At 64.5% G+C, this 22919-nt stretch carries 20 protein-coding genes; 10 read left to right on the top strand and 10 right to left on the bottom strand.

Translation table 11 applies throughout. From position 1 onward, the window contains the following. Positions 1-23: 23 nt before the first annotated feature. Positions 24-983, bottom strand: a complete 960-nt coding sequence (gene mdh, locus BW995_RS17120) for a malate dehydrogenase (protein ID WP_076401650.1) — start codon at positions 981-983, stop codon at positions 24-26. A 628-nt stretch (positions 984-1611) separates the two neighbouring features. Here mdh and BW995_RS17115 point away from each other — a divergent pair. After that, a complete protein-coding gene (locus BW995_RS17115) occupies positions 1612-2817 on the top strand; it encodes a lytic transglycosylase domain-containing protein (protein WP_076401649.1) in 1206 nt (401 codons plus the stop codon). On the opposite strand, the gene zapE is transcribed toward BW995_RS17115, so the two are convergent. The 5 genes from zapE to BW995_RS17090 form a co-directional block, all read right to left on the bottom strand. Then, a complete protein-coding gene (gene zapE / locus BW995_RS17110) occupies positions 2759-3886 on the bottom strand; it encodes a cell division protein ZapE (protein ID WP_076401648.1) in 1128 nt (375 codons plus the stop codon). The genes BW995_RS17115 and zapE overlap by 59 nt on opposite strands. A 131-nt stretch (positions 3887-4017) precedes the next feature. Next, positions 4018-4578 (bottom strand): DUF3035 domain-containing protein, encoded by a 561-nt coding sequence (locus BW995_RS17105; protein WP_076401647.1) that lies wholly within the window; start codon positions 4576-4578, stop codon positions 4018-4020. Positions 4579-4666: 88 nt separating this feature from the next. Then, positions 4667-5209 (bottom strand): signal peptidase II, encoded by a 543-nt coding sequence (gene lspA / locus BW995_RS17100; RefSeq protein ID WP_245821518.1) that lies wholly within the window; start codon positions 5207-5209, stop codon positions 4667-4669. After that, positions 5206-8046 (bottom strand): isoleucine--tRNA ligase, encoded by a 2841-nt coding sequence (ileS, locus tag BW995_RS17095; protein ID WP_076401645.1) that lies wholly within the window; start codon positions 8044-8046, stop codon positions 5206-5208. The genes lspA and ileS overlap by 4 nt, the downstream gene beginning before the upstream one ends. Before the next feature lie 50 nt (positions 8047-8096). Continuing rightward, on the bottom strand, positions 8097-9050 hold the full coding sequence (locus BW995_RS17090; protein ID WP_076401644.1) for a bifunctional riboflavin kinase/FAD synthetase: 954 nt from the start codon (positions 9048-9050) through the stop codon (positions 8097-8099). Positions 9051-9383: 333 nt separating this feature from the next. On the opposite strand from BW995_RS17090, the gene BW995_RS17085 reads away from it, so the two are divergent. Beyond that, the gene (locus BW995_RS17085) at positions 9384-9719 is read left to right on the top strand and encodes a hypothetical protein (RefSeq protein WP_076401643.1); all 336 of its coding nucleotides are present in this window, start codon (positions 9384-9386) and stop codon (positions 9717-9719) included. A 112-nt stretch (positions 9720-9831) separates the two neighbouring features. Here the strand turns inward: BW995_RS17085 and BW995_RS17080 are convergent, their stop codons facing one another. Further along, entirely contained in the window at positions 9832-10515 is a 684-nt protein-coding gene (locus BW995_RS17080) for a trimeric intracellular cation channel family protein (RefSeq protein WP_084194945.1), read from the bottom strand. Then, positions 10512-11291, bottom strand: a complete 780-nt coding sequence (gene gloB / locus BW995_RS17075; protein WP_076401642.1) for a hydroxyacylglutathione hydrolase — start codon at positions 11289-11291, stop codon at positions 10512-10514. Before gloB ends, BW995_RS17080 begins: the two co-directional genes overlap by 4 nt. 155 nt (positions 11292-11446) lie before the next feature. On the opposite strand from gloB, the gene BW995_RS17070 reads away from it, so the two are divergent. The 7 genes from BW995_RS17070 to BW995_RS17040 all read left to right on the top strand — a co-directional run bounded on the left by BW995_RS17070 (position 11447) and on the right by BW995_RS17040 (position 20298). Further along, on the top strand, positions 11447-12247 hold the full coding sequence (locus BW995_RS17070; RefSeq protein WP_076401641.1) for a class I SAM-dependent methyltransferase: 801 nt from the start codon (positions 11447-11449) through the stop codon (positions 12245-12247). Between the two features lie 82 nt (positions 12248-12329). Continuing rightward, positions 12330-13787 (top strand): M16 family metallopeptidase, encoded by a 1458-nt coding sequence (locus tag BW995_RS17065; RefSeq protein WP_076401640.1) that lies wholly within the window; start codon positions 12330-12332, stop codon positions 13785-13787. Continuing rightward, positions 13784-15154 carry a M16 family metallopeptidase gene (locus BW995_RS17060; protein ID WP_245821517.1) on the top strand — a complete coding sequence of 457 codons (1371 nt, stop codon included), beginning with the start codon at positions 13784-13786 and terminating at the stop codon, positions 15152-15154. Before BW995_RS17065 ends, BW995_RS17060 begins: the two co-directional genes overlap by 4 nt. Positions 15155-15352: 198 nt before the next feature. Next, complete coding sequence (gene pgi, locus BW995_RS17055) at positions 15353-16993, top strand: glucose-6-phosphate isomerase (protein ID WP_076401639.1); 1641 nt, start codon at positions 15353-15355, stop codon at positions 16991-16993. Between the two features lie 27 nt (positions 16994-17020). Further along, on the top strand, positions 17021-18898 hold the full coding sequence (gene mutL / locus BW995_RS17050; RefSeq protein WP_076401738.1) for a DNA mismatch repair endonuclease MutL: 1878 nt from the start codon (positions 17021-17023) through the stop codon (positions 18896-18898). Between the two features lie 62 nt (positions 18899-18960). Further along, positions 18961-19455, top strand: coding sequence for a hypothetical protein (locus BW995_RS17045; RefSeq protein ID WP_139332985.1), 495 nt, complete (start codon positions 18961-18963; stop codon positions 19453-19455). A 3-nt stretch (positions 19456-19458) separates the two neighbouring features. Beyond that, a complete protein-coding gene (locus BW995_RS17040; protein WP_076401637.1) occupies positions 19459-20298 on the top strand; it encodes a hypothetical protein in 840 nt (279 codons plus the stop codon). 61 nt (positions 20299-20359) lie between these two features. On the opposite strand, the gene BW995_RS17035 is transcribed toward BW995_RS17040, so the two are convergent. Together BW995_RS17035 and ubiA are read right to left on the bottom strand one after the other, a co-directional pair. After that, positions 20360-21007 (bottom strand): class I SAM-dependent methyltransferase, encoded by a 648-nt coding sequence (locus tag BW995_RS17035; RefSeq protein ID WP_076401636.1) that lies wholly within the window; start codon positions 21005-21007, stop codon positions 20360-20362. After that, positions 21007-21957 (bottom strand): 4-hydroxybenzoate octaprenyltransferase, encoded by a 951-nt coding sequence (ubiA, locus tag BW995_RS17030; protein WP_407656329.1) that lies wholly within the window; start codon positions 21955-21957, stop codon positions 21007-21009. The genes BW995_RS17035 and ubiA overlap by 1 nt, the downstream gene beginning before the upstream one ends. A gap of 103 nt (positions 21958-22060) precedes the next feature. On the opposite strand from ubiA, the gene BW995_RS17025 reads away from it, so the two are divergent. After that, positions 22061-22861 carry a 16S rRNA (uracil(1498)-N(3))-methyltransferase gene (locus BW995_RS17025; RefSeq protein WP_076401634.1) on the top strand — a complete coding sequence of 267 codons (801 nt, stop codon included), beginning with the start codon at positions 22061-22063 and terminating at the stop codon, positions 22859-22861. Positions 22862-22919: the final 58 nt, after the last annotated feature.

The raw sequence follows: 22919 nt of genomic DNA, 5'->3' as shown, positions 1-22919 counted from the left end.
TGGTTCTGGTGCGTGGAGGACGATTAGTCCTGCGGCATCAGTTCCTTGGACTTTGCGATCAGGCCGCGGACGGACTCCACGGAGTTGTTGAATTCGGCCTTTTCCGATTCGGACAGCTCGATTTCGACAACCTTTTCCACGCCGCCTTCACCGATGATCACCGGCACGCCGACATAGATGCCGTCCAGGCCATACTGGCCCTCGACCCAGGCAGCGCACGGCAGCAGACGGCGCTGATCCTTGAGGTAGGCTTCGGCCATCTGCACAGCGGCGGCAGCCGGAGCGTAGAAGGCAGAACCGGTCTTCAGCAGGGCCACGACTTCGGCGCCGCCATCACGGGTGCGCTGAACGATCTGGTCGAGCTTTTCCTGGGTGGTCCAGCCCATCTTCACCAGATCCGGCAGCGGAATGCCGGCGACGGTGGAATAACGGGTCAGCGGGACCATGGTGTCGCCGTGGCCGCCCAGCACAAAGGCGGTAACGTCCTTCACCGACACATTGAATTCTTCGGACAGGAAGTAGCGGAAGCGGGCCGAATCCAGCACGCCAGCCATGCCGACAACCTTGTTGTGCGGCAGGCCGGACACTTCGCGCAGCACCCACACCATCGCATCCAGCGGGTTGGTGATGCAGATCACGAACGCATCCGGGCAGTTTTCCTTGATGCCCTTGCCGACGCTGGCCATCACCTTGGCATTGATGCCGATCAGGTCATCGCGGGACATGCCGGGCTTGCGCGGCACACCGGCGGTGACGATCACCACGTCGGCGCCGGCAATGGCGCTGTAATCGTTGGCGCCGGCATAGGCGGCGTCGCAGCCTTCGATCGGGGTCGATTCCGCGATATCCAGGCCCTTGCCCTGCGGAATGCCTTCGGCGATATCGAACAGGACGACGTCGCCCAGTTCCTTCAGACCGATCAGATGCGCCAGGGTACCGCCAATATTGCCAGAACCGACCAGGGCGATCTTCTTGCGTGCCATGAGTGTCCCCTCGTTTATAAATCGTGTGGGTTTGGACGACCGCCCCGCGAACCCGATGTCCTTTGGAGCGGCAACCCTAACGGGCGGCTTTCGATAACGCGATTCTGCCCAACAGGCAAGGGGCTTCACCGCGTGCGCGGAGGATTTCCTGCCGCGTGGCCGCAAGAATATTCCAAGCTTTCCGGGCAGTCAGCCCTGAAAATGATCTCAACGGCAACAAAATGCAGAATTTTATCGCGGGGGGTCAAAAGCTACCCTTTTGGGTAGTCAAACGCAGCATATTCTGCGCAAAGGGTGGGGAACAGGGAATTCGAGTCTTTCAACGGGGGTGTTCCCGACGGCCCAACCACCAGCCCCGTGCAACAGGCACGCTCCGCGCGCCTACCCGCCCTACCCCCTTATAGCCGACTTTTCCATGTCTGCCGAGCCACCTTGAGACCTGGCCCTGCATCTCTCCTTGCCTTGCCCGCTGTGGGCTTTCACAGTGGAAACGACTGAAAGGACAGGCATGGCCCGTACTCCCTACCCACCCTACCCCTTGTTCCGCCCATGGCGGAAATGGCTGGCGGGCTGTATCCGTCCTTGCCGCGTCCTCCTGTTGACATGCGGCTTTATCGGGGTTTGGGCCATGGTCCTGACCGCCCGCGCCGCCCCGGCGACCGCCCCGCTGCCCGCGCCACCCCTCGATGGCAATTGCCTCGCTGCCATCGCCCGCGCCGAACAGGCTGAACGCCTGCCGCAGAATCTTCTGCTTGCCGTAGCGTTAACCGAGTCTGGCCGTCGGACACAAAATGGCTTTCTGCCGTGGCCATGGACGCTGAATGTCGATGGGCGGGGATTGTACCTGGACAGTCGTCAGGAGGCCGAACGCTGGGCAGAACGACTGTTTGCAGAGGGCGCACGCAATATCGACTTCGGCTGCATGCAGGTCTCCAGCCTCTATCACCCCCAGGCCTTCCTGTCGATCCGGCAGGCTCTGGACCCGGCCCTGAACACCGCCTATGCCGCGCGCTTCCTGCGCAGCCTGTATCAGCAGACCGGATCATGGGAACAGGCGGTCGCCCGCTATCATTCCGCCGACACCGAACGCGGCGGTGCCTATCGCCAGCGCGTGCTGGCCGCCCTGCGCGGGGATCTGGGCCCAGCCCAGACCTATGCCGAGGAAGTCGAGCGCCTGCAAGGGCCATTGCTGGCCGCCTCACGCCTGATCAGCAGCGACCCCGCCGCCGCCGCCGACAGCTTTGGCCGCTATCTGGCCGACCATCCGGCGGACCCGGTGGCACTGGCCGGGCGGGCGTTGGCCTTGCAACGCAGCGGTCAGGGACAAGCGGCCTATGGCGATCTGGAAAACCTGTATCTGTCCAGCCTGACCAGAGCCGGTCCCTCGGCACCACAGACACGGCAAGCCTGGCAACAGCTGGTGCGGCTGCTCGGCAGCCTGCCGGTGGCCGAGCGCATCAAGCGGCTGGAATATCTGACCGGCCTTTATGGTGACGACAGCCGCCCGCATGAATGGCTGGTGCGCGACAGTCTGGCCAGTGGCGACGATCCGCGCGCCCTGCGTCACAAACAGGCGCTGATCCGTCTGCACCCGAAAGAAGGACGGCTTTATCTCGACGCGGCGGTGATTGCCCGCCGGATTGGTGATCACACTCAGGCGCAGACCCTTGCCCGTCAGGCCCTCGCCCTGCCTGCGGCGGCGCTGAACGACAGCGACCGCCAACAGGCTCAGGCCTTGCTGCACGCCCTTGCGCCCTCTCCGGCATCGCCCGCCGTCAAGTCAGATGCTTCGCCCGCAAATACTCCTCGGACTGCATCTCCATCAGGCGGCTGACCGTCCGCTGGAACTCGAATGCGCCATCACCGACCGGATACAGGACTTCCGGCGCGGCTTCGGCGCTGATCACCACCATCGTCCGGTGATCATAGAGGGCATCAATCAGCGTCACGAACCGGCGGGCCTGATCGCGGTTGTGTGGCCCCAACAGCGGCACATCAGTGATCACAACCGAGTCGTACAAGGTGGCGATGTGCAGGTAATCGGTCGGCCCCAACGGCTTGGCGCACAGATCGGCAAAGCCGAAGCGCGCCACATCCCCGGCAGCCAGCGGTACCGGCACCTCGCGCCCGTTGACCTGCATCACCGCCGGAGCCGGAACGGTATCCGCCGCCAGTCGCCCGAACAGGGCGTCAATGGCCGTTGCCGTGTCATCGTTCAACGGGTGGTGATAGACCGGGGCACCTTTCAAGCGCCCCAGCCGGTAATCGGTATCAGATGCCAGATGCAGCAGGTCCAGCCGTTCCTTGATCAGGGCAATGAACGGCAAAAACCGGTCGCGTTGCAGACCATTCTTGTAGAGGTCGTCCGGGTGACGGTTGGAGGTGGTCACCACCACCACCCCCGCCTTGAACAACTGGTCAAAAATCCGCCCGACGATCATCGCATCGGTGATGTCGTGGATTTCCAGTTCGTCCAGACACAGCAACCACGCCTCGGCGGCGATCTTTTTCGCCAGCGGCGGGATCGGATCGGCGTCATCCTTGCTCTTCCCCTGCCGCCAGCGGTGCATTTCGGCGTGGAAGTCACGCATGAACTCGTGGAAGTGAATCCGCCGCTTGGCCTTGACCGGCGCGGTCGAAAAGAACAGGTCCATCAGCATCGACTTGCCGCGACCCACGTCCCCATAGATGTAAAGCCCCTGCGGCGGGGTCGGCTCTTCCACCCGCCGGGCCAACCCGAAACGGGCCTTCCAGCCGGTCGGGCCGGTGGCGGGCTGATAGGTGCGCAGGGCGTGATAGAGGCTCTCGAATTTCTCGGCCGCAAGCTGTTGGGCTGGGTCGGGCTTCAGCTCACCGCGCTGCACTTTGGCGCGGTAGAGGGTCAACGGTCCATGATGAGGCATCGGTCTTCCAGGTGCAGCACGGGGTCAGGCTGTCCCAGTCATACCGTAACGCACCTGCAAAACAAAGCCCCCCGCGTCGCGTATGCGACCTTCGGGGGGCTGTTGCCATCAGGGCAAAACCGCGATGCGGATCAGAACAGGCCTTCCAGCAGGGCCTTTTCCTTGCGCTCGATGCTGGGGACGTTGCCCTCGTTCACCGGCTGGCCGAGGGCCTGACTGTTGCGCAGTCGTTTGGCTTCTTCCTCGGCGTTCACGATGGTTCCCGGCGGCTCTTCATCACGCCAGAAGATCAGCTTGTCGGTAAAGGTGCGGCTTTCTTCGGCCAGCGTCGAGCTTTCGCGGTTGACCACCTGCCGGATATCGCTCTGCGCCCGGTCGGCCCCGGCCTGACGCAGGAAGGCAGATTCGCCCGCCGACTGGCTGGTGCCATAGCCGTAGCCGGTGCCACCCGATCCCATCATCGAAGCACGAGCCTGATCAGAGGTGCTTTTTTCCTGCGGGCGATCCTTGCCCGGCTCGGGCGGACGCAGCTGGAAGTCCGGCGGCAACGCCAGCGGAGCCCGCGCCACCACGGCGAATTCATCCGGAGCTTTCTTTTCCAGACCCAGAGTCTTGCGGGCATTGCCACAGGCAGAAAGAGCCACCGAAGCAGCAATGAGACAGCAGACGGAAGCCACGAAGCGACGAGACATTAAGTCCTCTCCAAAGACAGAGGCTGCGATTTTAGAGCATTTCCCCTCCGGCGCAAAGGCAGGAAAGGTGAAAAGAGGGTCACCGAGCCTATGACTGCCGCCGGAACAGGCTGTCGAGGATCAACAGGGCCGCCCCGGTGGAAATCGCCGCATCAGCCACGTTGAACGCCCAGAAATGCCAGCCAAAGGCATAGACATCAAGGAAATCGGCCACCGCGCCCCAGCGCACGCGATCAATGGCATTGCCCAGGGCACCACCGATCATCAACGCCAGCCCCAGACGCAGGGACAGCACCGGCGTCCGCCACAGCCACAGCCCCAGACCGCCAGCGAACAGCACCGAAAAGCCCAGCAGGGTCCACGGGGTCAGGATGCCGCTGAACATGCCAAAGCTGACGCCCCGGTTCCAGGCCATGACAATGTTGAAGAACGAGGTGAGCGGAATCACCCGTTCCCCGTCGGCCATCACGCCGTTGACGATCCACAGCTTGGACGCCTGATCGGCGGCAAACACCACCACCGCCAGCGCCAGCGCCAGCCAGCGGGTTGTCGGGTTGGCCGCCACGGCAGAGGGAGACCCCTCCGCCACAGCCGCCGTCAGAACAGACTCGGGGTTGTCTGATTGGCTCACGCCAAACCTCCCATACGGGTCACGGCATCATCACACCGCCCACAGACGCCTTCGTGGGTATGGGTGCCGACGTCGGGCAGAATCTTCCAGCAGCGCTGGCACTTCTCGCCCTCGGCCAGATCGACCACCACCCCGACCGATGCCACATCGGACAGGGTGAAGGCCCCCTCTGGCACATCCTCGGCCACCAGAGCCAGGCCGGAGGTGATGCAGATATCGGCCATGTCCGGCCCGGCAATCACCTCCAGCACGCTCTGCGGTGCATATAGGCGCGGCGAAGCCTGCAAGCTAGCCCCGATCTTCTTCTCGGCACGGGCCTTTTCCAGCGCCCCGGTCACCACCCGGCGAACATCGGCGATGGTCTGCCACTTGCGGGCCAGCGCATCGTCGGTCCAGTTGGCGGGGATGGTCGGGAACAGTTCCAGATGCACCGAATCCGCCGCCGGGCTGCGCGACAGCCAGGCTTCTTCGGTGGTGAAGCAGATGAACGGCGCCATCCACTTGACCAGACAGTCGTACAGGGCGGCCATCACCACCCGCGTTGCCTTGCGGTCGGTGTCGTCCGGGTGGGCACAATACAGGGTATCCTTGCGGATATCAAAGTAGAACGCCGACAGGTCCACGGCACAGAAGGTGTGCAGTTCGGCAAACAGGGAGTGGAAGTCAAAGTCATGGCAGCACTGGCGCACCAGCCGGTCAAGCTGGCTCAGGCGGTGCAACACCCAGCGTTCCAGTTCCGGCATGTCGGCGACGGCAACGGCTTCGCGTTCGGCGTCATAACCATCCAGCGCCCCCAGCAGGAAGCGCAGGGTGTTGCGCAGGCGGCGGTACATGTCGGCGGTCTGCTTCAGGATTTCCTTCCCGATGCGCTGGTCGTTGGTGTAGTCGGTCGAGACCACCCACAGACGCAGGATATCGGCGCCATATTCGTTGACCACATCCTGCGGCGCCACCACGTTGCCCAGCGACTTGGACATCTTGCGGCCCTGCTCGTCGAGGGTAAAGCCGTGGGTCAGCACCGCCTCATAGGGGGCGCGGCCACGGGTACCACAGGATTCCAGCAGCGAGGAATGGAACCAGCCGCGATGCTGGTCCGAGCCTTCGAGGTACAGGCTGGCTGGCGCGTGCAGGCCCCACGGGCCGTCTTCCAGCACAAAGCTGTGGGTCGAACCGGAGTCAAACCACACATCGAGGATGTCGAACACCTGCACATAGTCGTCGGCGTTATAGGCATCCCCAAGGAACTCGGAGGCCGGACGCAGGTACCAGGCATCGGCACCATCAACTTCAAAGGCAGCAAAGATGCGGTCACAGACCGCCTGATCGCGCAGCACTTCGCCAGTGGCCTTGTGATAGAACACCGCCACCGGCACGCCCCACGCCCGCTGACGCGACACGCACCAGTCCGGGCGGCTTTCGACCATCGAATGGATGCGGTTGCGCCCCTGCGACGGTACCCAGCGGGTATCGTCAATGGCCTTCAGGGCCTTGGCGCGCAGGTCGTTGGTGTCCATCGAGATGAACCACTGCGGGGTGGTGCGATAGATCAACGGGGCCTTGGAGCGCCACGAATGCGGATAGGAGTGGACCAGCGAGCCGGACGCCATCAGCGCCCCGGCAGCCTCCAGCGCCGCCACCACGTTCGCAGCCACCTTGTAGACATGCTGACCGGCAAACAGCGGCACATGCGGCAGATAGGTGCCGTCATCGGCCACGGTATCCGGCACGGCGATGCCATTGGCGACACACAGGTAATAGTCGTCTTCGCCATGGCTGGGGGCCATGTGGACAAAGCCGGTCCCCTGATCGACGGTGACGAAATCCCCCGCCATCATCGGCACGTCAAAGTCATAGCCCTGACCATGCCACGGATGATGCAGGATGGTGCCGGCAAAGTCGGTGCCCTTGCACTGGGCGACCACACTATGGGCGGCGATACCTGCCTTGGCGCACAGGTCAGCCACCAGCACATCGGCGGCGGCGATGCGGTCACCAACCTTCACCCGGCCACCGTCGGCGACCTCGGTGACTTCGATCACCACATAGTCAATGTCGGCACCATAGGCGACGCCCCGGTTGCCCGGCATGGTCCACGGGGTGGTGGTCCAGATCACCACCCCCGCGCCCTGCAGGGCCGCGCAGGCGGTCTTCACCACCGGGAATCGCACCCAGATGGTGGTCGAAGTATGGTCGTGGTATTCGATTTCGGCTTCGGCCAGTGCGGTCTTTTCGACCACCGACCACATCACCGGCTTGGCTCCGCGATACAGGCCGCCGTTCATCACGAACTTGTGCAGTTCGCGCACGATACGGGCTTCGGCGGGATAGGCCATGGTGGTGTAGGGGCGGTCCCAGTCACCTTCGATGCCCAGCCGCTTGAATTCTTCGCGCTGCACGTCCAGCCACCTGGCGGCAAAGTCGCGGCACTGGCGGCGGAATTCGACCACCGGCACGGCGTCCTTGTCCTTGCCCTTCTTGCGGTATTCTTCTTCGATCTTCCATTCGATCGGCAGGCCGTGGCAATCCCAGCCCGGCACGTAATGGGCGTCCTTGCCCATCATCTGCTGCGAGCGGACAATCACGTCCTTCAGGATCTTGTTCAGCGCATGGCCGATGTGCAGGTGGCCGTTCGCATACGGCGGACCATCGTGCAGGATGAACTTTTCCCGCCCCTTCCCGGCGTCGCGCAGCTTGGTGTACAGCCCCATTTCGGCCCAGCGGGCCAGATGCTTCGGTTCCTGGGTCGGCAGACCGGCGCGCATCGGGAAATCGGTGCGCGGCAGGAACACGGTCGGCTTGTAATCGGGGCCAGAGGCGGCTTGCTTCTCGTTCGACATGGCGTGCTAAATCGCTTTGATCGTGTCTGATATCGTTGGATAGGGGCAGCTCAATTTCCGGCCGGCTGCGCGGCCAAGATAATTCGCGCCTGTTCGGCATCGGCGATGATCTGCGCCTTCAGCGCGTCCAGTCCGCTGAAGGTCCGTTCCGGGCGCAGGAAGTCAATCATCTGGACCCGCAGATGCTGGTGGTACAAATCCCCGTCGAAGTCGAACAGGTGGACCTCCAGCAGCTCGTCAGTCTTGTCAAAGGTCGGGCGGCGGCCATAGTTGGCAACACCGTCGAACCAGCGGGTCTGCGCCCCCTGATCGACCCCGGCGCGGATGGCATAGACGCCGGCGGCGGGGCGCTGATAGTCGCCCAGCGCCAGATTGGCGGTCGGAAAGCCGATGGTGCGGCCCCGCTTGTCGCCATGCTCGACCCGGCCCTCGATTTCCCACGGGCGACCCAACACATGGGTGGCTTCCTGCGGGCGGGCCTCGACCAGCGCCTTGCGGGCGCGCGTCGAGGAAAACACCGAACCATCCTGATCGTGGACCGGTGGCACGCTGGTCACACCGAAGCCGCGACTGACCGCCATCTCCTTCAGCACCGCTGCCGATCCGCTGCGGCGGGCACCGAACATATAGTCATCACCAACCACCACATGGCTGACCGCCAGCCCCTGACACAGCACCACATCAACGAACTGTTCGGCGGTAAAAGCGGCAAAGGCACGATCAAAGTGCTGAAGGTAGATGAAATCCACCCCCAACGCTTCGATATGGTGGGTCTTGGTCCGCAACGGCGTCAGGGTGAACGGCGGCTGATCGGGCTGGAACAGGCGGCGCGGATGCGGCTCAAAGGTCATCACCGCCGCCGGACGCCCCAGCGCACGGGCGTGCCGCATGGCCTCGCCGATCACCACCTGATGACCACGGTGAACACCGTCAAAGTTTCCCAGAGCAATCACACCACCGCGAAACTCGGCGGGGATCTCCTCGTAATGGCGAAAAATCCGCATGGGTGCGAACCGGCCTTCCTGACAGACGCAGCGAACAACGCCCCCACCGCCCCCTGTCAGAACCCTCATCCCGGACACGAAAGCAGTGATGGCGCAAAACGTTATGGCGGACGCCCGGGGACCAGCCCGCACGTTCGCGCTCTAAGGGGTATTCGATACCGCCCCGAAGCGCAACCTTTCCCGTACAGCCGACAGTGCAGAACAGCACGGTTTCCCGCCGCGCCGCCGGAATGGGGGAGATGCCACAGCAAAGACTTGGCAAAATATTAGAAAAGCATCAATATCGATGCAGGGAGTCCGGGGGAAAAAACAAGCGGTAAAAAAGGGACGTTCATGCCAGTTGCAAGCCACGCTTCCTTCACCCCCCATCTGGACCTTGAGCAACGTCTTGCCCGTTACGGGCTTGATCCTGTGCAATGCAGCATGATTGCCAAGGCGCTGGAAAGCTTTCACTGTACCGATTCTTGCGGGCGGCAGCGCCGTTGCCTCGATCATTTGTGCAAAGCAGCATCAGCAGGCGACCAACTGGCGATGACCCTGCTGACCGTCCAGCACCACGACCGCCTGATGGACATGGCCGCCCTCGCCTATGGTCGCTGGCTGAGCGGCGACCCGCTGCTGTGTCGCCCGACCGAGGAAGACACCGCAACGAGTCGCTCCCCTCGCTGAAGAACAGGTCTAGAGCAAATCCCGAGCAGATGGACACATCTGCGACGACTTATTTGCTTAGATAACAAGGCGTTAGAGCATTTATCGTGATCCTTGGAGACCGAGAAATACTCTAACGCCCGGAAGGCCCGTCCAGCGGTCGGTCCGGGCGTCGGTAGGATGGCAACGACAGGCCATAGCGGATGGCGGCAGCACGGGTGATGAACCCGGCGACAAAGCCCCCCATCCCGGCCAGCTCGCCGGGAATGCCCAGCGCCAGCAGCCCCAGATAGCCCAGCCCGGCCACCACCGCAGCGGTGGCGTAAATCTCGCGGTGGAACAGCAACGGCTCTTCCCCGGCCATCATGTCGCGCACCAGACCACCCAGCGCGGCGGTAAACACCCCCATCAGGGTCGCCACCAGCGGGCCATGCCCCAGACTGGTGGCCTTTTGCGTTCCGGCCACCGCAAACATCGCCATCCCCACCGCATCCATCCACAACAGGGCGCGGTAGCGGCTGCCCAGCAGGCGCGCCCCCCAGAAGGTCGCCAGCGAGGCAATGATGCACACCCACAGATAGACCGGCTGTTGCACCCACAACAACGGTACCCCAAGGACCAGATCGCGAAACGTGCCGCCGCCGATGCCGGTGGCGGTGCCCAGGAAGATGAAGCCGACCGGGTCCATTTCCTTGCGCGCCGCCACCAGCGCGCCGGAAATGGCAAACACCGCCACCGCCACCAGATCGACCACCAGCAAGGCCTGTTCGACCGCCGCCACCGCCTCGGATGCTGTCGCCAGCGACACCGGGATCACGAGAAACCATCCTTGCGACGGCGCAGCTCGGCAAACACCGCTGCCGGGTCACCGGCATCCCGCCCCAACAGCGCCGCCAGCTCGGGCTGGTCCACCCGCAGGAACGGATTGCTGGCCTTCTCCTCGCCCAGCAGACAAGGCACGGTCGGCACACCCTGATAGCGCAGGGCGGTGATCACCAGCGCCCGCTGCTTCAGTACCGGATGGTCCGGCTCGATGGACAGGGCAAAGCGCAGGTTGCTTTCGGTGTATTCGTGGGCGCAATAGACCAGCGTGTCATCGGGCAAGGCCCGCAGGCGGGACAACGCCTGCCAGAATTGTTGCGGCGAGCCTTCAAACATCCGCCCGCACCCGAGCGAGAACAGGGTATCGCCACAGAACAGCGCCGCCGCGTCGGGAAGATAAAAGGCGATATGGCCGATGGTGTGGCCGGATACTCCCAGCACCTGCACCGGATGGCCGCCGATGTCGAAACAGTCGCCATCGGCCACCGTCCGGTCCAGCCCGGGAATACGCCCGGCATCAACCGCCGAGCCGATCACCGTGCAGCCGGTGGCCGCTTTCAGGGCCAGATTGCCGCCAACGTGGTCGTGATGGTGGTGGGTGTTCCAGATGTGGGTCAGCCGCCAGCCGCGCCGCTGACACTCCTCCTGCACCGGCCCGGCGTCGCCGGGATCAACCACCGCCGTCTGGCCACTGGCCGCATCGTGGATCAGAAAGGTGTAATTGGCAGAATCGGGCAGGATTGCCAGACGAATGACAGACAAGGCTCCCATCGGGATGGCCCCTTTGTACCGGACGGTTTCACAGATCGCGGCCTGTCGCCGCTTTTGCCTCTCAGGATGGCGCGTTCCCCGGCCCTGTGGCAAGTAGCAGAACGGTCATTGCTTAAAGCGTGAATTCCCCGCCTCACCCGTGCTAAAGTACCGCCATGTGGCTGGATGTCGTCGATCTCAGAGACTTTTACGACTCCCCGCTGGGACAGGTCGCCCGTCGCCTGCTCCGGCGGCGCATTCGTTTGGTCTGGCCGAACACCAGCGGCCTGCGTGTGCTGGGGATCGGCTTTGCCACCCCCTATCTGCGCCCGTTCCGCGAAGAAGCCGAACGGGTGGCTGCGGTGATGCCGGCCAGTCAGGGCGCCTTGCCGTGGCCTGCCGACGGGCCGGGGCTGGTGACGCTGTGCGAAGACGAAGCCCTGCCGTTTCCCGACCGCTCCTTTGACCGCATCCTGCTGGTCCATGCGCTGGAAAACACCGAACATTCGCGGCTGTTGATGCGGGAGGTCTGGCGGGTGCTGACCGATGGCGGGCGGGTAATGGTGATCACCCCCAACCGGCAAGGGCTGTGGGCACGACTGGAACGGACGCCGTTTGCCTCTGGCCAGCCCTATTCGTCACAGCAGCTTTCGGCCCTGTTGCGCGACACCATGTTCACCCCGCTGTCGGTCCACCGGGCCCTGTTCTGCCCGCCGGTGTCCTCGCGCCTGATGCGGGCGTGGGCCGGAGCCATCGAGGAAATCGGCTGGCGCTGGTTTCCCGGCTTTTCCGGGGTGGTGCTGGTCGAAGCCGCCAAACAGATCTATGCTGCCCCCACCAATGGCGCGGTGGTGCGGCAAAGCGGCTATCTGGCGCTGCCGGACCGCCTGCGCACCTATGGCAACCGCTTTACCCCGGTTGAGCCACCCTCTCCCACCCCTCCCCCGGATCACGAGCGGGCCAACCCGTCTGCATAACCTCCTGTTCATTTGACTTGAGCGGGGCAAGGCGTGCTCCCATATCGGGGTCCTGTTTTCTTTCCATCGGATAAGGCTTGTCATGCAGACTCTGTTTCCAGCCTCCCTGCGCGCTTCAGCCAGCGTGATGGCGGTTGCCGCCATCGCCCTGCTGGCGCCGGTTGCGGCTTTTGCGGCTGACCCGGCGGCGACTCCTGCCGCAGCGGCCGCGCCCACCGCCGACGCCAAGCTGTTCGATGCCAAAACCTTCACCCTGAAAAACGGCCTGCAGGTGGTGGTGGTCGAAAACCACCGCGTGCCGGTGGTCAGCCAGATGGTGTGGTACAAGGTCGGTGCCGCCGACGAACCGGCGGGCAAGTCCGGTCTGGCCCACCTGCTGGAACACCTGATGTTCAAGGGCACCAACACCATCAAACCCGGCGAGTTCTCGCCGCTGATCGCCCGTCACGGCGGGCAGGACAACGCCTTTACCAGCTCGGACGTCACCGCCTATTACGAAAACATCGCGGTGGACAACCTCGAACTGGTGATGAAGCTGGAATCCGACCGCATGCGCAACCTGCGGCTGGATGACAAGAACGTGCTAACCGAACGCGATGTGGTGTTCGAAGAACGCCTGTCGCGCACCGAAAACGAACCAGCCGAGCTGCTGAACGAGCGGCTGAACAATGCGCTGTGGATGACCCATCCCTATCACAACCCGATCATCGGCTGGCCGGACGAGCTGAAGGCGCTGACCCGTCAGGATGCCATTGACTATTACAACAAATGGTATGCGCCGAATAACGCCATCGTGGTGATTTCCGGTGACGTGACGGTGCCGCAGGTCAAGGCGCTGGCGGAAAAGTATTACGGCCCGCTGAAGCACGGCCCGACCATCGAGCGCAAGCGCAACCGCACCCTGCCGCCTCCGGCAACGGTACGGATCGAGATGCACCACCCGCAGGTATCGCAACCGACCTGGCGGCAGGTGTTCATCGCCCCCAGCTACGGGACGACCCAGAACCGGCGGGACGTTTATGCCCTGCAGGTGCTGAACGAGCTGTTCGGCGGCGGTCCGACCTCGCGCCTGTACCGGGCGATGGTGATTGACCACAAGCTGGCCGCCGCGGCGGGCAGCGGCTATAACGCCGCCGCTGTTGACTGGGGCACCTTCGGGATTTCCTTCACCCCCCGTCCGGGGGCCGATCTGGCCGCCGGAGAAGCGGTGGTGCGGGCCGAAATCGACAAGCTGCTGACGCAGGGCGTCAGTGACGAGGAAGTCGAAATGGCCAAGCAGCGCCTGCGCGCCGGGGTGATTTACGCCCGTGACTCGTTGCAGGGATCGGCCAACACCATCGGCTATGCCCTCAGCACCGGCCAGACGCTCGACCAGCTGGAACACTGGCCGCAGGAAATCGCCCGCGTCACCACCGCCGAGGTGATGGCCGCCGCCCGCGCCGTGCTGACCGGCAAGGCCTCGGCCATCGGCGTGCTGCTGCCCGAAGAAAAGGCTGCTCCGACCAACCAGACCGCCCCGCAGGAGGGGAAATCGTCGTGACCTTTTTTACCCAGTCTCTCCGCTTTACCCTGTCTCCCCGTACCCTCCGCCGCGCCGTCGGTGCTGCTGCTCTGGTCCTGACCATTGGGGCACTCTCCCCGGCATGGGCGATTGACGCCCGCAAGGTGGTCAGCCCCGGCGGCATCGAAGCCTGGCTGGTCGAAGACCACTCGATCCCGGTGCTCAGCCTGTCGGTCGGCTTCAAGGGCGGCTCGTCGCTGGACCCGGTCGGCAAGGAAGGGCTGGCAACGATGGTCGCCGGTCTGCTCGACGAAGGCGCTGCCGACCTCGACAGTCAGGCGTTCCGCAGCCGTCTGGAACAAAAGGCCATCGACCTGTCATTCAGTGCCGACAAGGACAGCTTCAGCGGCTCGTTGCGCACCACCAGCGACACCCGCGACGAAGCCTTTACCCTGTTCCGGCAGGCGATGACCGAACCGCGCTTTGACGACGAGCCGGTTGAGCGGGTGCGTGACCAGATCCTGACCAGCCTGACCTTTGCGCAGGATGATCCGCAGACCATCGCCGGGGAGGCATGGGACAAGGCCGCCTTTGGCGACCATCCCTACAGCCGTCCCGAACAGGGCACGCCAACCAGCATCAAGGCACTGACTCGCGACGACCTGCGCAGCTTCACCGCCCTGCAACTGGTGCGCAGCCAGATGAAGATCGGGGTGGCCGGGGACATCACCCCCGCCCAGTTGGCAACCCTGCTCGACAGCACCTTTGGCACGCTTCCGGCCACCGGCCCGGCAACAGTCAGCGTGCCGGATGTTGCTCCGAAAAACGCCGGTCTGACGGTGATCGAGCGCGACATTCCGCAAGCGGTGGCTGTGTTTGGCGGACCGGGGCTGAAACGCGAAGACCCGGATTTCTTTGCCGCCTACGTGGCCAACTACATCCTCGGCAGCGGCGGGTTCAGCTCGCGGCTGATGAACGAGGTGCGGGAAAAACGTGGGCTGGCCTATTCGGTCTATAACTACCTCTATCCGCTGGACCACAGCGCGCTGTCGATTGGCGGCGTTGCCACCAACAACGCCCGCATGAAAGACTCGCTCGACCTGATCAAGGCAGAAATGGCCCGCATGGCCAAAAGCGGCCCGACCCAGAAAGAGCTGGATGACGCCAAGACCTATCTGGTCGGAGCCTATCCGCTGCGCTTCACCTCCACCGGAGCCGTCGCCAGCACCCTGACTGCCTTGCAGATGCAGGGCTACCCGATCGAGCACCTGTACAAGCGCAACGACTACATCAAGGCGGTGACGCTGGCCGATGCCAAACGCGCCGCCGCCCGCCTGTACAACCCCGATGCCCTGACCATCGTGGTGGTTGGCAAACCGGCCGGGCTGTCCTCAAACGCCCGCTAACCCCGTCCGTCCCCCCGAAGGACCGCCATTCGGGGGGACGGTGTAATTCAGATGTAACTATAGAGAAAAAAAGCCTTTTCCTGTGCTGCAAACACTGGCCCAACGGCGCGGGGCTGGTTAGACTGAACTGGTACGGGAAATACGGATATTCCGCCTCGTCACCTGTTTTCAGCTCGCTTGGCATCAGGAGCTTTTGCGATGTCTTTGCTGACCCAAACCGCCGCCCACGCCGCACTGGTCGCCCACACCGCCGCCATGGCCGACCGACCGATGCGCGACCTGTTTGCCGATGATCCGGCGCGGTTCTCTCGCTTCAGCCACCATTTGCCGGGCCTGCTGGTCGATTACTCGAAAAACCGCATCACCGAAGAGACCATGGCCCTGCTGACCGAGCTGGCCGAGCAGCGCGGGCTGATTGCCCAGCGCAACGCCATGTTCAGCGGCCAGCACGTCAACAACACCGAAAACCGCGCCGTCCTGCATGTGGCGCTGCGCAACCGCAGCAACCGCCCGATTCTGGTCGATGGTCACGACGTGATGCCCGCCGTCAACCGCGTTCTGGCCCAGATGGAGCAGTTCAGCACCGCCGTGCGCAGCGGTGAGTGGCGCGGCGCGACCGGCGAGCGGATCACCGATGTGGTCAATATCGGCATCGGAGGCTCGGACCTTGGCCCCCGGATGGTGGTCGAGGCCCTGAAGCCCTATGCCCAGCCCGGCCTGACGGTGCGCTTTGTGTCGAACGTCGATGGCACCGACATTGCCGAATGCCTGAAGCAGTGCCGCCCGCACTCGACGCTGTTCCTCGTCGCCTCCAAGACCTTTACCACCCAGGAAACCCTGACCAACGCCCACACTGCGCGGGCGTGGCTGGTCAAGGCGCTGGGAGAAAAAGCCGTCAGCCAGCATTTCGTCGCCCTGTCCACCAACGAACCAGCCTGTGCCGCCTTTGGCATCGACCCGGCCAACATGTTCGACTTCTGGGACTGGGTGGGCGGTCGCTATTCCCTGTGGTCGGCGATTGGCCTGCCGATTGCCATCGCCATCGGCTTTGAGCGCTTCAGCCAGTTGCTGGCCGGGGCCCATGCGATGGACGAACATTTCCGCACCACCCCGCTGCGCGACAACCTGCCGGTGATCCTCGGCCTGCTGGGGGTATGGTACATCAACTATCAAGGCGCCCACGGCACCGCCGTTCTGCCCTATGACCAGTACCTGCACCGCTTTGCCGCCCACCTGCAACAGGTGGACATGGAAAGCAACGGCAAGAGCGTCACCCGTGACGGCGAAGCGATTCCCTACACCACCGGCCCGATCCTGTTCGGCGAGCCGGGGACCAACGGCCAGCACAGTTTCTACCAGTTGATCCATCAGGGCACCCACCTGATTCCCTGCGACTTCATCGGAGTGGTGCACAGCCACAACCCGCTGGGCGACCATCACCTGAAACTGATGTCGAACTTCTTTGCCCAGACCGAGGCGATGATGCGCGGCAAGACCGCCGACGAAGCGCGCGCCGAGCTGGCCGCCGAAGGCAAGAGCGAGCAGCAGATTGCCGCCCTGCTGCCGCACAAGGTATTCCCCGGCAACCGCCCGACCACCACCTTGCTGGCCGACCGTCTCGACCCTTATACTCTGGGGCTGCTGGTGGCGCTGTACGAACACCGCATCTTTGTGCAAGGGGTGCTGTGGGGGGTGAACAGCTTTGACCAGTGGGGTGTCGAGCTGGGCAAGCAACTGGCCAAGACCATCCTGCCCGAACTGGACAGCCCGGCGGCCGTCACCGGCCATGACTCTTCGACCAACAGCCTGATCAGCCATTTCAAACAGCATCGCAAGTGACCTGACCCGATGAGCCTGCGCACCGCCCTGACCATCCGCCGCCTGCCTGATACGCTGGTGAACCAGATTGCCGCCGGGGAAGTGGTCGAGCGCCCAGCCTCGGCGGTGAAGGAACTGGTGGAAAACGCCATCGACGCCGGGGCGATGCACATCGACGTCACCATGGTCGATGGCGGCAAGGCGCTGATTCTGGTGCAGGACGATGGCCGAGGCATGGGCCCCGACGAGCTGCCGCTGGCGGTCGAGCGCCATGCGACCTCGAAACTGCCGGACGATGACCTGTTCGACATCGGCTTTCTCGGCTTTCGCGGCGAGGCGCTGCCGTCGATTGCCTCGGTGTCGCGGATGACCATCACCTCGCGCACCGCCGACGCCGACAGCGCGTGGATGCTGGCCATTGATGCCGGGCTGCGCCAGCCGGTCGAACCGGCGGCGATGCCCAAGGGGACACGGGTCGAGGTACGCGACCTGTTCCATGCCACACCGGCGCGGCTGAAGTTCCTGAAAGCCGCCCGCACCGAGCTGCAACATGCACAGGACATGCTGCAACGGCTGGCGATGGCCCATCCGGCGGTGGCCTTTTCGCTCAGTGACGGCACCCGCACCCTGTTCCGCTATCACGCCGCCCCCGGCGACCTGTTCGATGCCCGCCTCGGACGGCTGGCGGCGGTGCTCGGGCGGGACTTTGCCGACAACGCCCTGGCCGTCGACACCGAACGCGAAGGGCTGCACCTGCGCGGGCACATCGGCCTGCCGACCTACAACCGGGGCAATGCCCAGCAGCAATACCTGTTCGTCAATGGCCGCCCGGTGAAAGACCGCCTGTTGCAAGGGGCGGTGCGCGGGGCCTATCAGGATTACCTCGCCCACGACCGCCACCCGGTGCTGGCGCTGTACCTCGACGTCCCCCCGCGCGAAGTCGATGTCAACGTCCACCCGGCCAAGGCCGAAGTGCGCTTCCGCGACTCTGCGCTGGTGCGCGGGCTGATCGTCAGCGCCCTGCGCCATACGCTTGATCAGGCCGGGCACCGGGCCTCAACCTCGATTGCCGGAACCGCCCTTGACGCCCTGCAACCGGTGCATCAGCTCGCCGCCCCGCTGGCGCCGCCCCGCTTGCCGCTGCCATTGCCCCATGGCGGCGCGGGCTCGCTGTGGTCGCAGGCCCGGCCGTCCAGTGGACAAATCAACCGCGCCTTGCAGGCACAGGCGCCGCAGTCTGGTGGCTTTGAGGATCTTGGCGCGGTGTTCGGGGCGGCCTACAGCGCCGCACCACTGCCGCAGGGCCGACCGCTGCCCGAAGGCCCGGCCGACGAGCAGGCCAGTGCCTTTCCGCTGGGGGTGGCGCGCGGGCAGGTCCACAACACCTACATCGTCGCCCAGACCAGCGACGGCATCGTGATCGTTGACCAGCACGCCGCCCACGAACGGCTGGTCTATGAACGGATGAAAGCCGCGCTGGCCGACAGCGGCCTGAAACGGCAAATGCTGTTGATCCCCGAGGTGGTCGAGCTGGACGAACCGGCCTGTGACCGCCTGCTGGCCCGGCGCGAGGAACTGGAAAACCTGGGGCTGGTGCTCGAAGCCTTTGGGGCCGGTGTACTGGTGGTGCGGGAGATTCCCGCCCTGCTGGGCGATACCGACGTGATCGGACTGGTGCGCGATCTGGCCGACGATCTGGCCGAGTGGGATCAGGCCCTGAGCCTGCAGGACCGGCTGGCCGATGTCTGCGCCACCATGGCCTGTCATGGCTCGGTGCGGGCCGGGCGGCGGTTGAATCAGGCGGAAATGGACGGCCTGCTGCGCCAGATGGAGGCCACCCCCCATTCCGGCCAGTGCAACCATGGCCGTCCCACCTATGTCGAACTCAAGCTGAAAGATATTGAAAAACTGTTCGGACGGCGCTAACCCCCTTAAGGTGTATCCCCCCACCGGATGATCAACACCACCGATACAACACGAGGTCAGGCGTGGCATATCGACTGAAGACGACCCTGTGGAGCAGCATGATTCTGGCAGGGGTATCCATGCTGGACCCCGCTGCCGCCAGTGCCGCCGAGCAACGCGGCAAGCTGGACTTTGGCCGCCTGAACGCCGCCGCCGAGCGGGCTGACCGCTGCGACGCCAAGGCACAGGCGGTCTATGACAAGGGCGAGCAGGAACAGATTCTCGCCGCCCTGACCGAACAGCGCGCCTGTCTGGAAGGCATCCTGCTGGCCACCGCCCGCGAGTTTTACCCGCCCGACGCCTTTGGGGCCGGGGGAATGGAGGCCCGTCTGGCCGACCTGCGGCACAGCAACGACGCCATCCTTGATCCGATTTACACCAAGCCGCGCACCTGCGCGCCGTCCTGTGCACCCTTGTACCGTATATGGGCCGCCGAAGCCTATGTTACCACCGTGCGGACCTTGCTGGACGGGATGCTGGACCGGCTGAAGGACGAAAGCCCCTATTACCGGCAATAAGAGATGATCGTTGAACTGCTGCGCCACCTGCTGCTGCGTTGTCCGCCTCACCTGAAGCGGCTGGGGGTGCTGCATGACCTGATTGCGCTGGAACACCGCGCCCGCCGCCAGCGCCGGGCGTGGGCCCCGCATCATCAACAGTGCCAGCAGGCAATCACCGCCATGCTCGATCACGGCGGCTTTGGGCCTCGGAACAAGGGCGGCTGCGCGGTGGTACTGGGATCGGGATTGTTGCTCGACCTGCCGCTGGAACGGTTGCGTGACAGCTTTGAGCAGGTGATCGGCGTTGACCTTTACCACCTGCCCGCCGTTCGCAAGCGGGCCCGTCAGCACGGCCTGACGCTGGTCAGCCACGACATCACCGGCCTGCTGGCCGGACTGCCCGCCAGTCTGCGCGGAGCCTTGCCGACACCGCAGGCTGACCTTGGTCCGGCGACGGAGGCCGACTTCGTGCTGTCGGCCAACTGCCTGTCTCAACTGGCCGGGGTGCCGCTGGCGGTGGCCGATGCGGTCGGCGGCCAGCGGCCCGATCATCTGGTGGAGTGGGAACGGGCGATCCTGCGCAGCCACCTCGACGCCCTGCTGGCCTGCCGGGGGGCGGTCGGGCTGATCAGCGACTCCCGCCGCGAGGTGTGGCACATCCGGCGGAATGAATTACAGGACTGGGTTGACCTCAGCCACGGCGTCGCATGGCCTGCCTTGCACGATGAGAGGATGTGGTGGTGGGAGCTGGCTCCGCCGCCAGAGGAAGGGCTGTTCCTGTCGGTCCGCCACCGGGTTCATGCCGGGCTGGTGAAGGCTAGAGCAGCGTGCGTTAAACCGGACGCGGGCACGCTGCTCTAAGCTTTTGTTCTGTCGCATTGTTTATGCGAAAACCGGTTCCCACTTTTCGCACAATGCTCTATCACCAGCGATAAATAGCCGTCGTCCGCAGGGTGCGGTCTTCCAGCTCCAGCGAGGTCGGCACGTCGTAGCGGGCGACCTCGGTCAGACCCGGCGGCAGATAGGTCCGCCCCGGATCGGCACTCAACACCGTCACCCCCGCCGCCGCCAGCGCCCGCAGCCATGCGGTCACCCGCTCGGCCATCGGTTTTTCGTAACAGACATCCCCGGCGATCACCACCTGCCAGCGCGGATCATGGCTGCCGATCAGGTCATCGGGGGCCAGCGTCAGCGCCACCTGATTGGCGGCGGCATTCAGCTCGATGGCACCGAGGGCAAAGGCGTCGATTTCGTTGGCAACCACCGCACTGGCCCCGGCCTTGGCGGCGGCAATGGCTTCGATGCCGCTGCCTGCCGCAAAGGACAGAACACAGCGACCGGCCACCATCTCGGGCTGATCGAGCAGATAGCGCGCCAGCGCCTGCCCGCCCGGCCAGGCAAAGGCCCAGAACGGCGGCGGCAGGCTGTTGTGCTCCAGAAAATCCTGCGTTGCCTGCCACAGCGGAGTCACCTCGGTCGCCAGATGCAGGGCCAGTTCGGGCACCAGCGCGGTGTGGCTGAGGACGGTGTGCTCGCGCACAAAGGCGGCGTTGGAAACGGCAACGGTCATCACAGCATCGCTCCGGCAGCAAAGGCAGCCAGCACCAGCCAGCCGAACAGGCGGTTCGAGCGGAACAGGTACAAACAGTGCGCGCTGTCGTCGATCCGCACCACCACCGCCTGCCACGCCAGATGCGCCCCGGCCAGCACCAGCAACGGCCAGGCCAGCCAGTGCAGCCCGACCAGTACCCCGGTCAGCACCATCAGGCCGATGGTCAGGCCATAGAACAGCCACAGGAACAGTTGCGTCCGCTCGCCCAGCGCCAGCGCGGTGGACTTCACCCCGACCTGCACGTCGTCGTCCTTGTCCTGATGGGCATAGATGGTGTCATAGCCCAGCGTCCAGAACAGACCGGCGACATACAGCACCACCGGCGGCCAGTCGATGCGGCCCTGCACCGCCACCCAGCCCAGCAAGGCTCCCCAGTTGAAGGTCAGCCCCAGCCACGCCTGCGGCCAGTGGGTCAGCCGCTTCATCAGCGGATAGACCCCGACCAGCAGCAATGAACAGGCCCCCAGTACCACCGTCTGTTTGTTGAGCTGGACCAGCACCGCCAGCCCGATCAGCAGTTGCAGGGCGAGGAACCACAGCGCCTGCCGCACGCTGACCGCCCCGCAGGCCAGCGGCCGCATGGCGGTCCGCGCCACCCTGGCATCAATGTCACGGTCGAACAGGTCATTGACCGTACAGCCCGCCCCGCGCATCACCAGCGCCCCGATGCCAAACAGCACCATCAGGTACAGCCAGCGCCAGACCGACAGCGTCCCGTCGGCATTGGCCAGCGTGATCGACCACCAGCAGGGAAACAGCAACAGCCATGTCCCGATCGGCCGGTCCAGCCGCATCAGTTTCAGATAGGGCCGCAGGGCCGACGGCACATAGCGGTCGATCCAGCCATCGGCGGGCATGTCGCCAATCATCCCCGGCGCATCAGAGGGTGTGGGTGCAGAGTTCATCATGGCCCTATACATACGCCAAGCCACCGCACTGGACAACCGCCGTTCCCGGGGGTATCCCCTGTGCATCTGCCCATGCCAGCCCCCGTCTCTCAAGGTGATGATGATGAGTAACGCCAAGTCCCACCGTGCTTCACCGCCCAAATACCGGCTGTACGTCGAAACGTCGCTGGTGGCCGGTGCACAGGTGGAGCTGACCGACGATCACGCCCATTATCTGGGGGCTGTCATGCGGGCCACCTCCGGTGATCGGGTCGCGCTGTTCAACGGTCGGGACGGCGAATGGGACGCGGAAATCATCGATCTCGGCAAACGCCGCTGTCAGGTGCGGCTTGAAACGCAGCTCCGCCCGCAGGCGGCCGAAAACCAGCAGGACCTGTGGCTGGCGTTCGCGCCGGTGAAAAAGGCCGGTACTGACATGATCGTCGAAAAGGCCACCGAGCTGGGCGTTGCCGTCATTCAGCCGGTGCTGACCCAGTTCACCCAGAGCCAGCGGGTCAACACCGACCGTCTGGCCGCCAACGCCCGCGAAGCCGCCGAGCAGTGTGAACGGCTGTCGGTGCCCGAGGTGCGTGAGCCGCTGACGCTGGAGCGCCTGCTCGCCAGCTGGCCCAAGGGCCGCATCCTGTTCACCCTGGACGAAACCGGCGGCGGAGCGGCCATCACCGACGTTCTGTCGTGCTCCGGCTCGGGACCGTCGGCGTTTCTGGTTGGCCCGGAAGGAGGTTTTTCAAAATCGGAACTTGACCTTCTGCGTCGCAGTCCCTTTGTTACCCACATCACCCTTGGGCCGCGCATTCTGCGGGCCGAAACGGCGGCGGTCGCCGGTCTGACCTGCTGGCAGGCGCTGTGTGGCGACTGGCGGGCCCGACCGGATTTCCGCACGCCGTTCCACGCGCCGGAGTAAAGCCGGGTGTGGGGGGTACCCTGTTGTACCGGACTTGCGGCTACCCCCATCTGGCCGC

It is taken from the genome of Insolitispirillum peregrinum (genome assembly GCF_900156605.1).
GTDB classification, from domain to species: Bacteria; Pseudomonadota; Alphaproteobacteria; order Rhodospirillales; family Rhodospirillaceae; genus Insolitispirillum; species Insolitispirillum peregrinum.
This window is presented reverse-complemented; position numbering and strand designations above follow the sequence as displayed.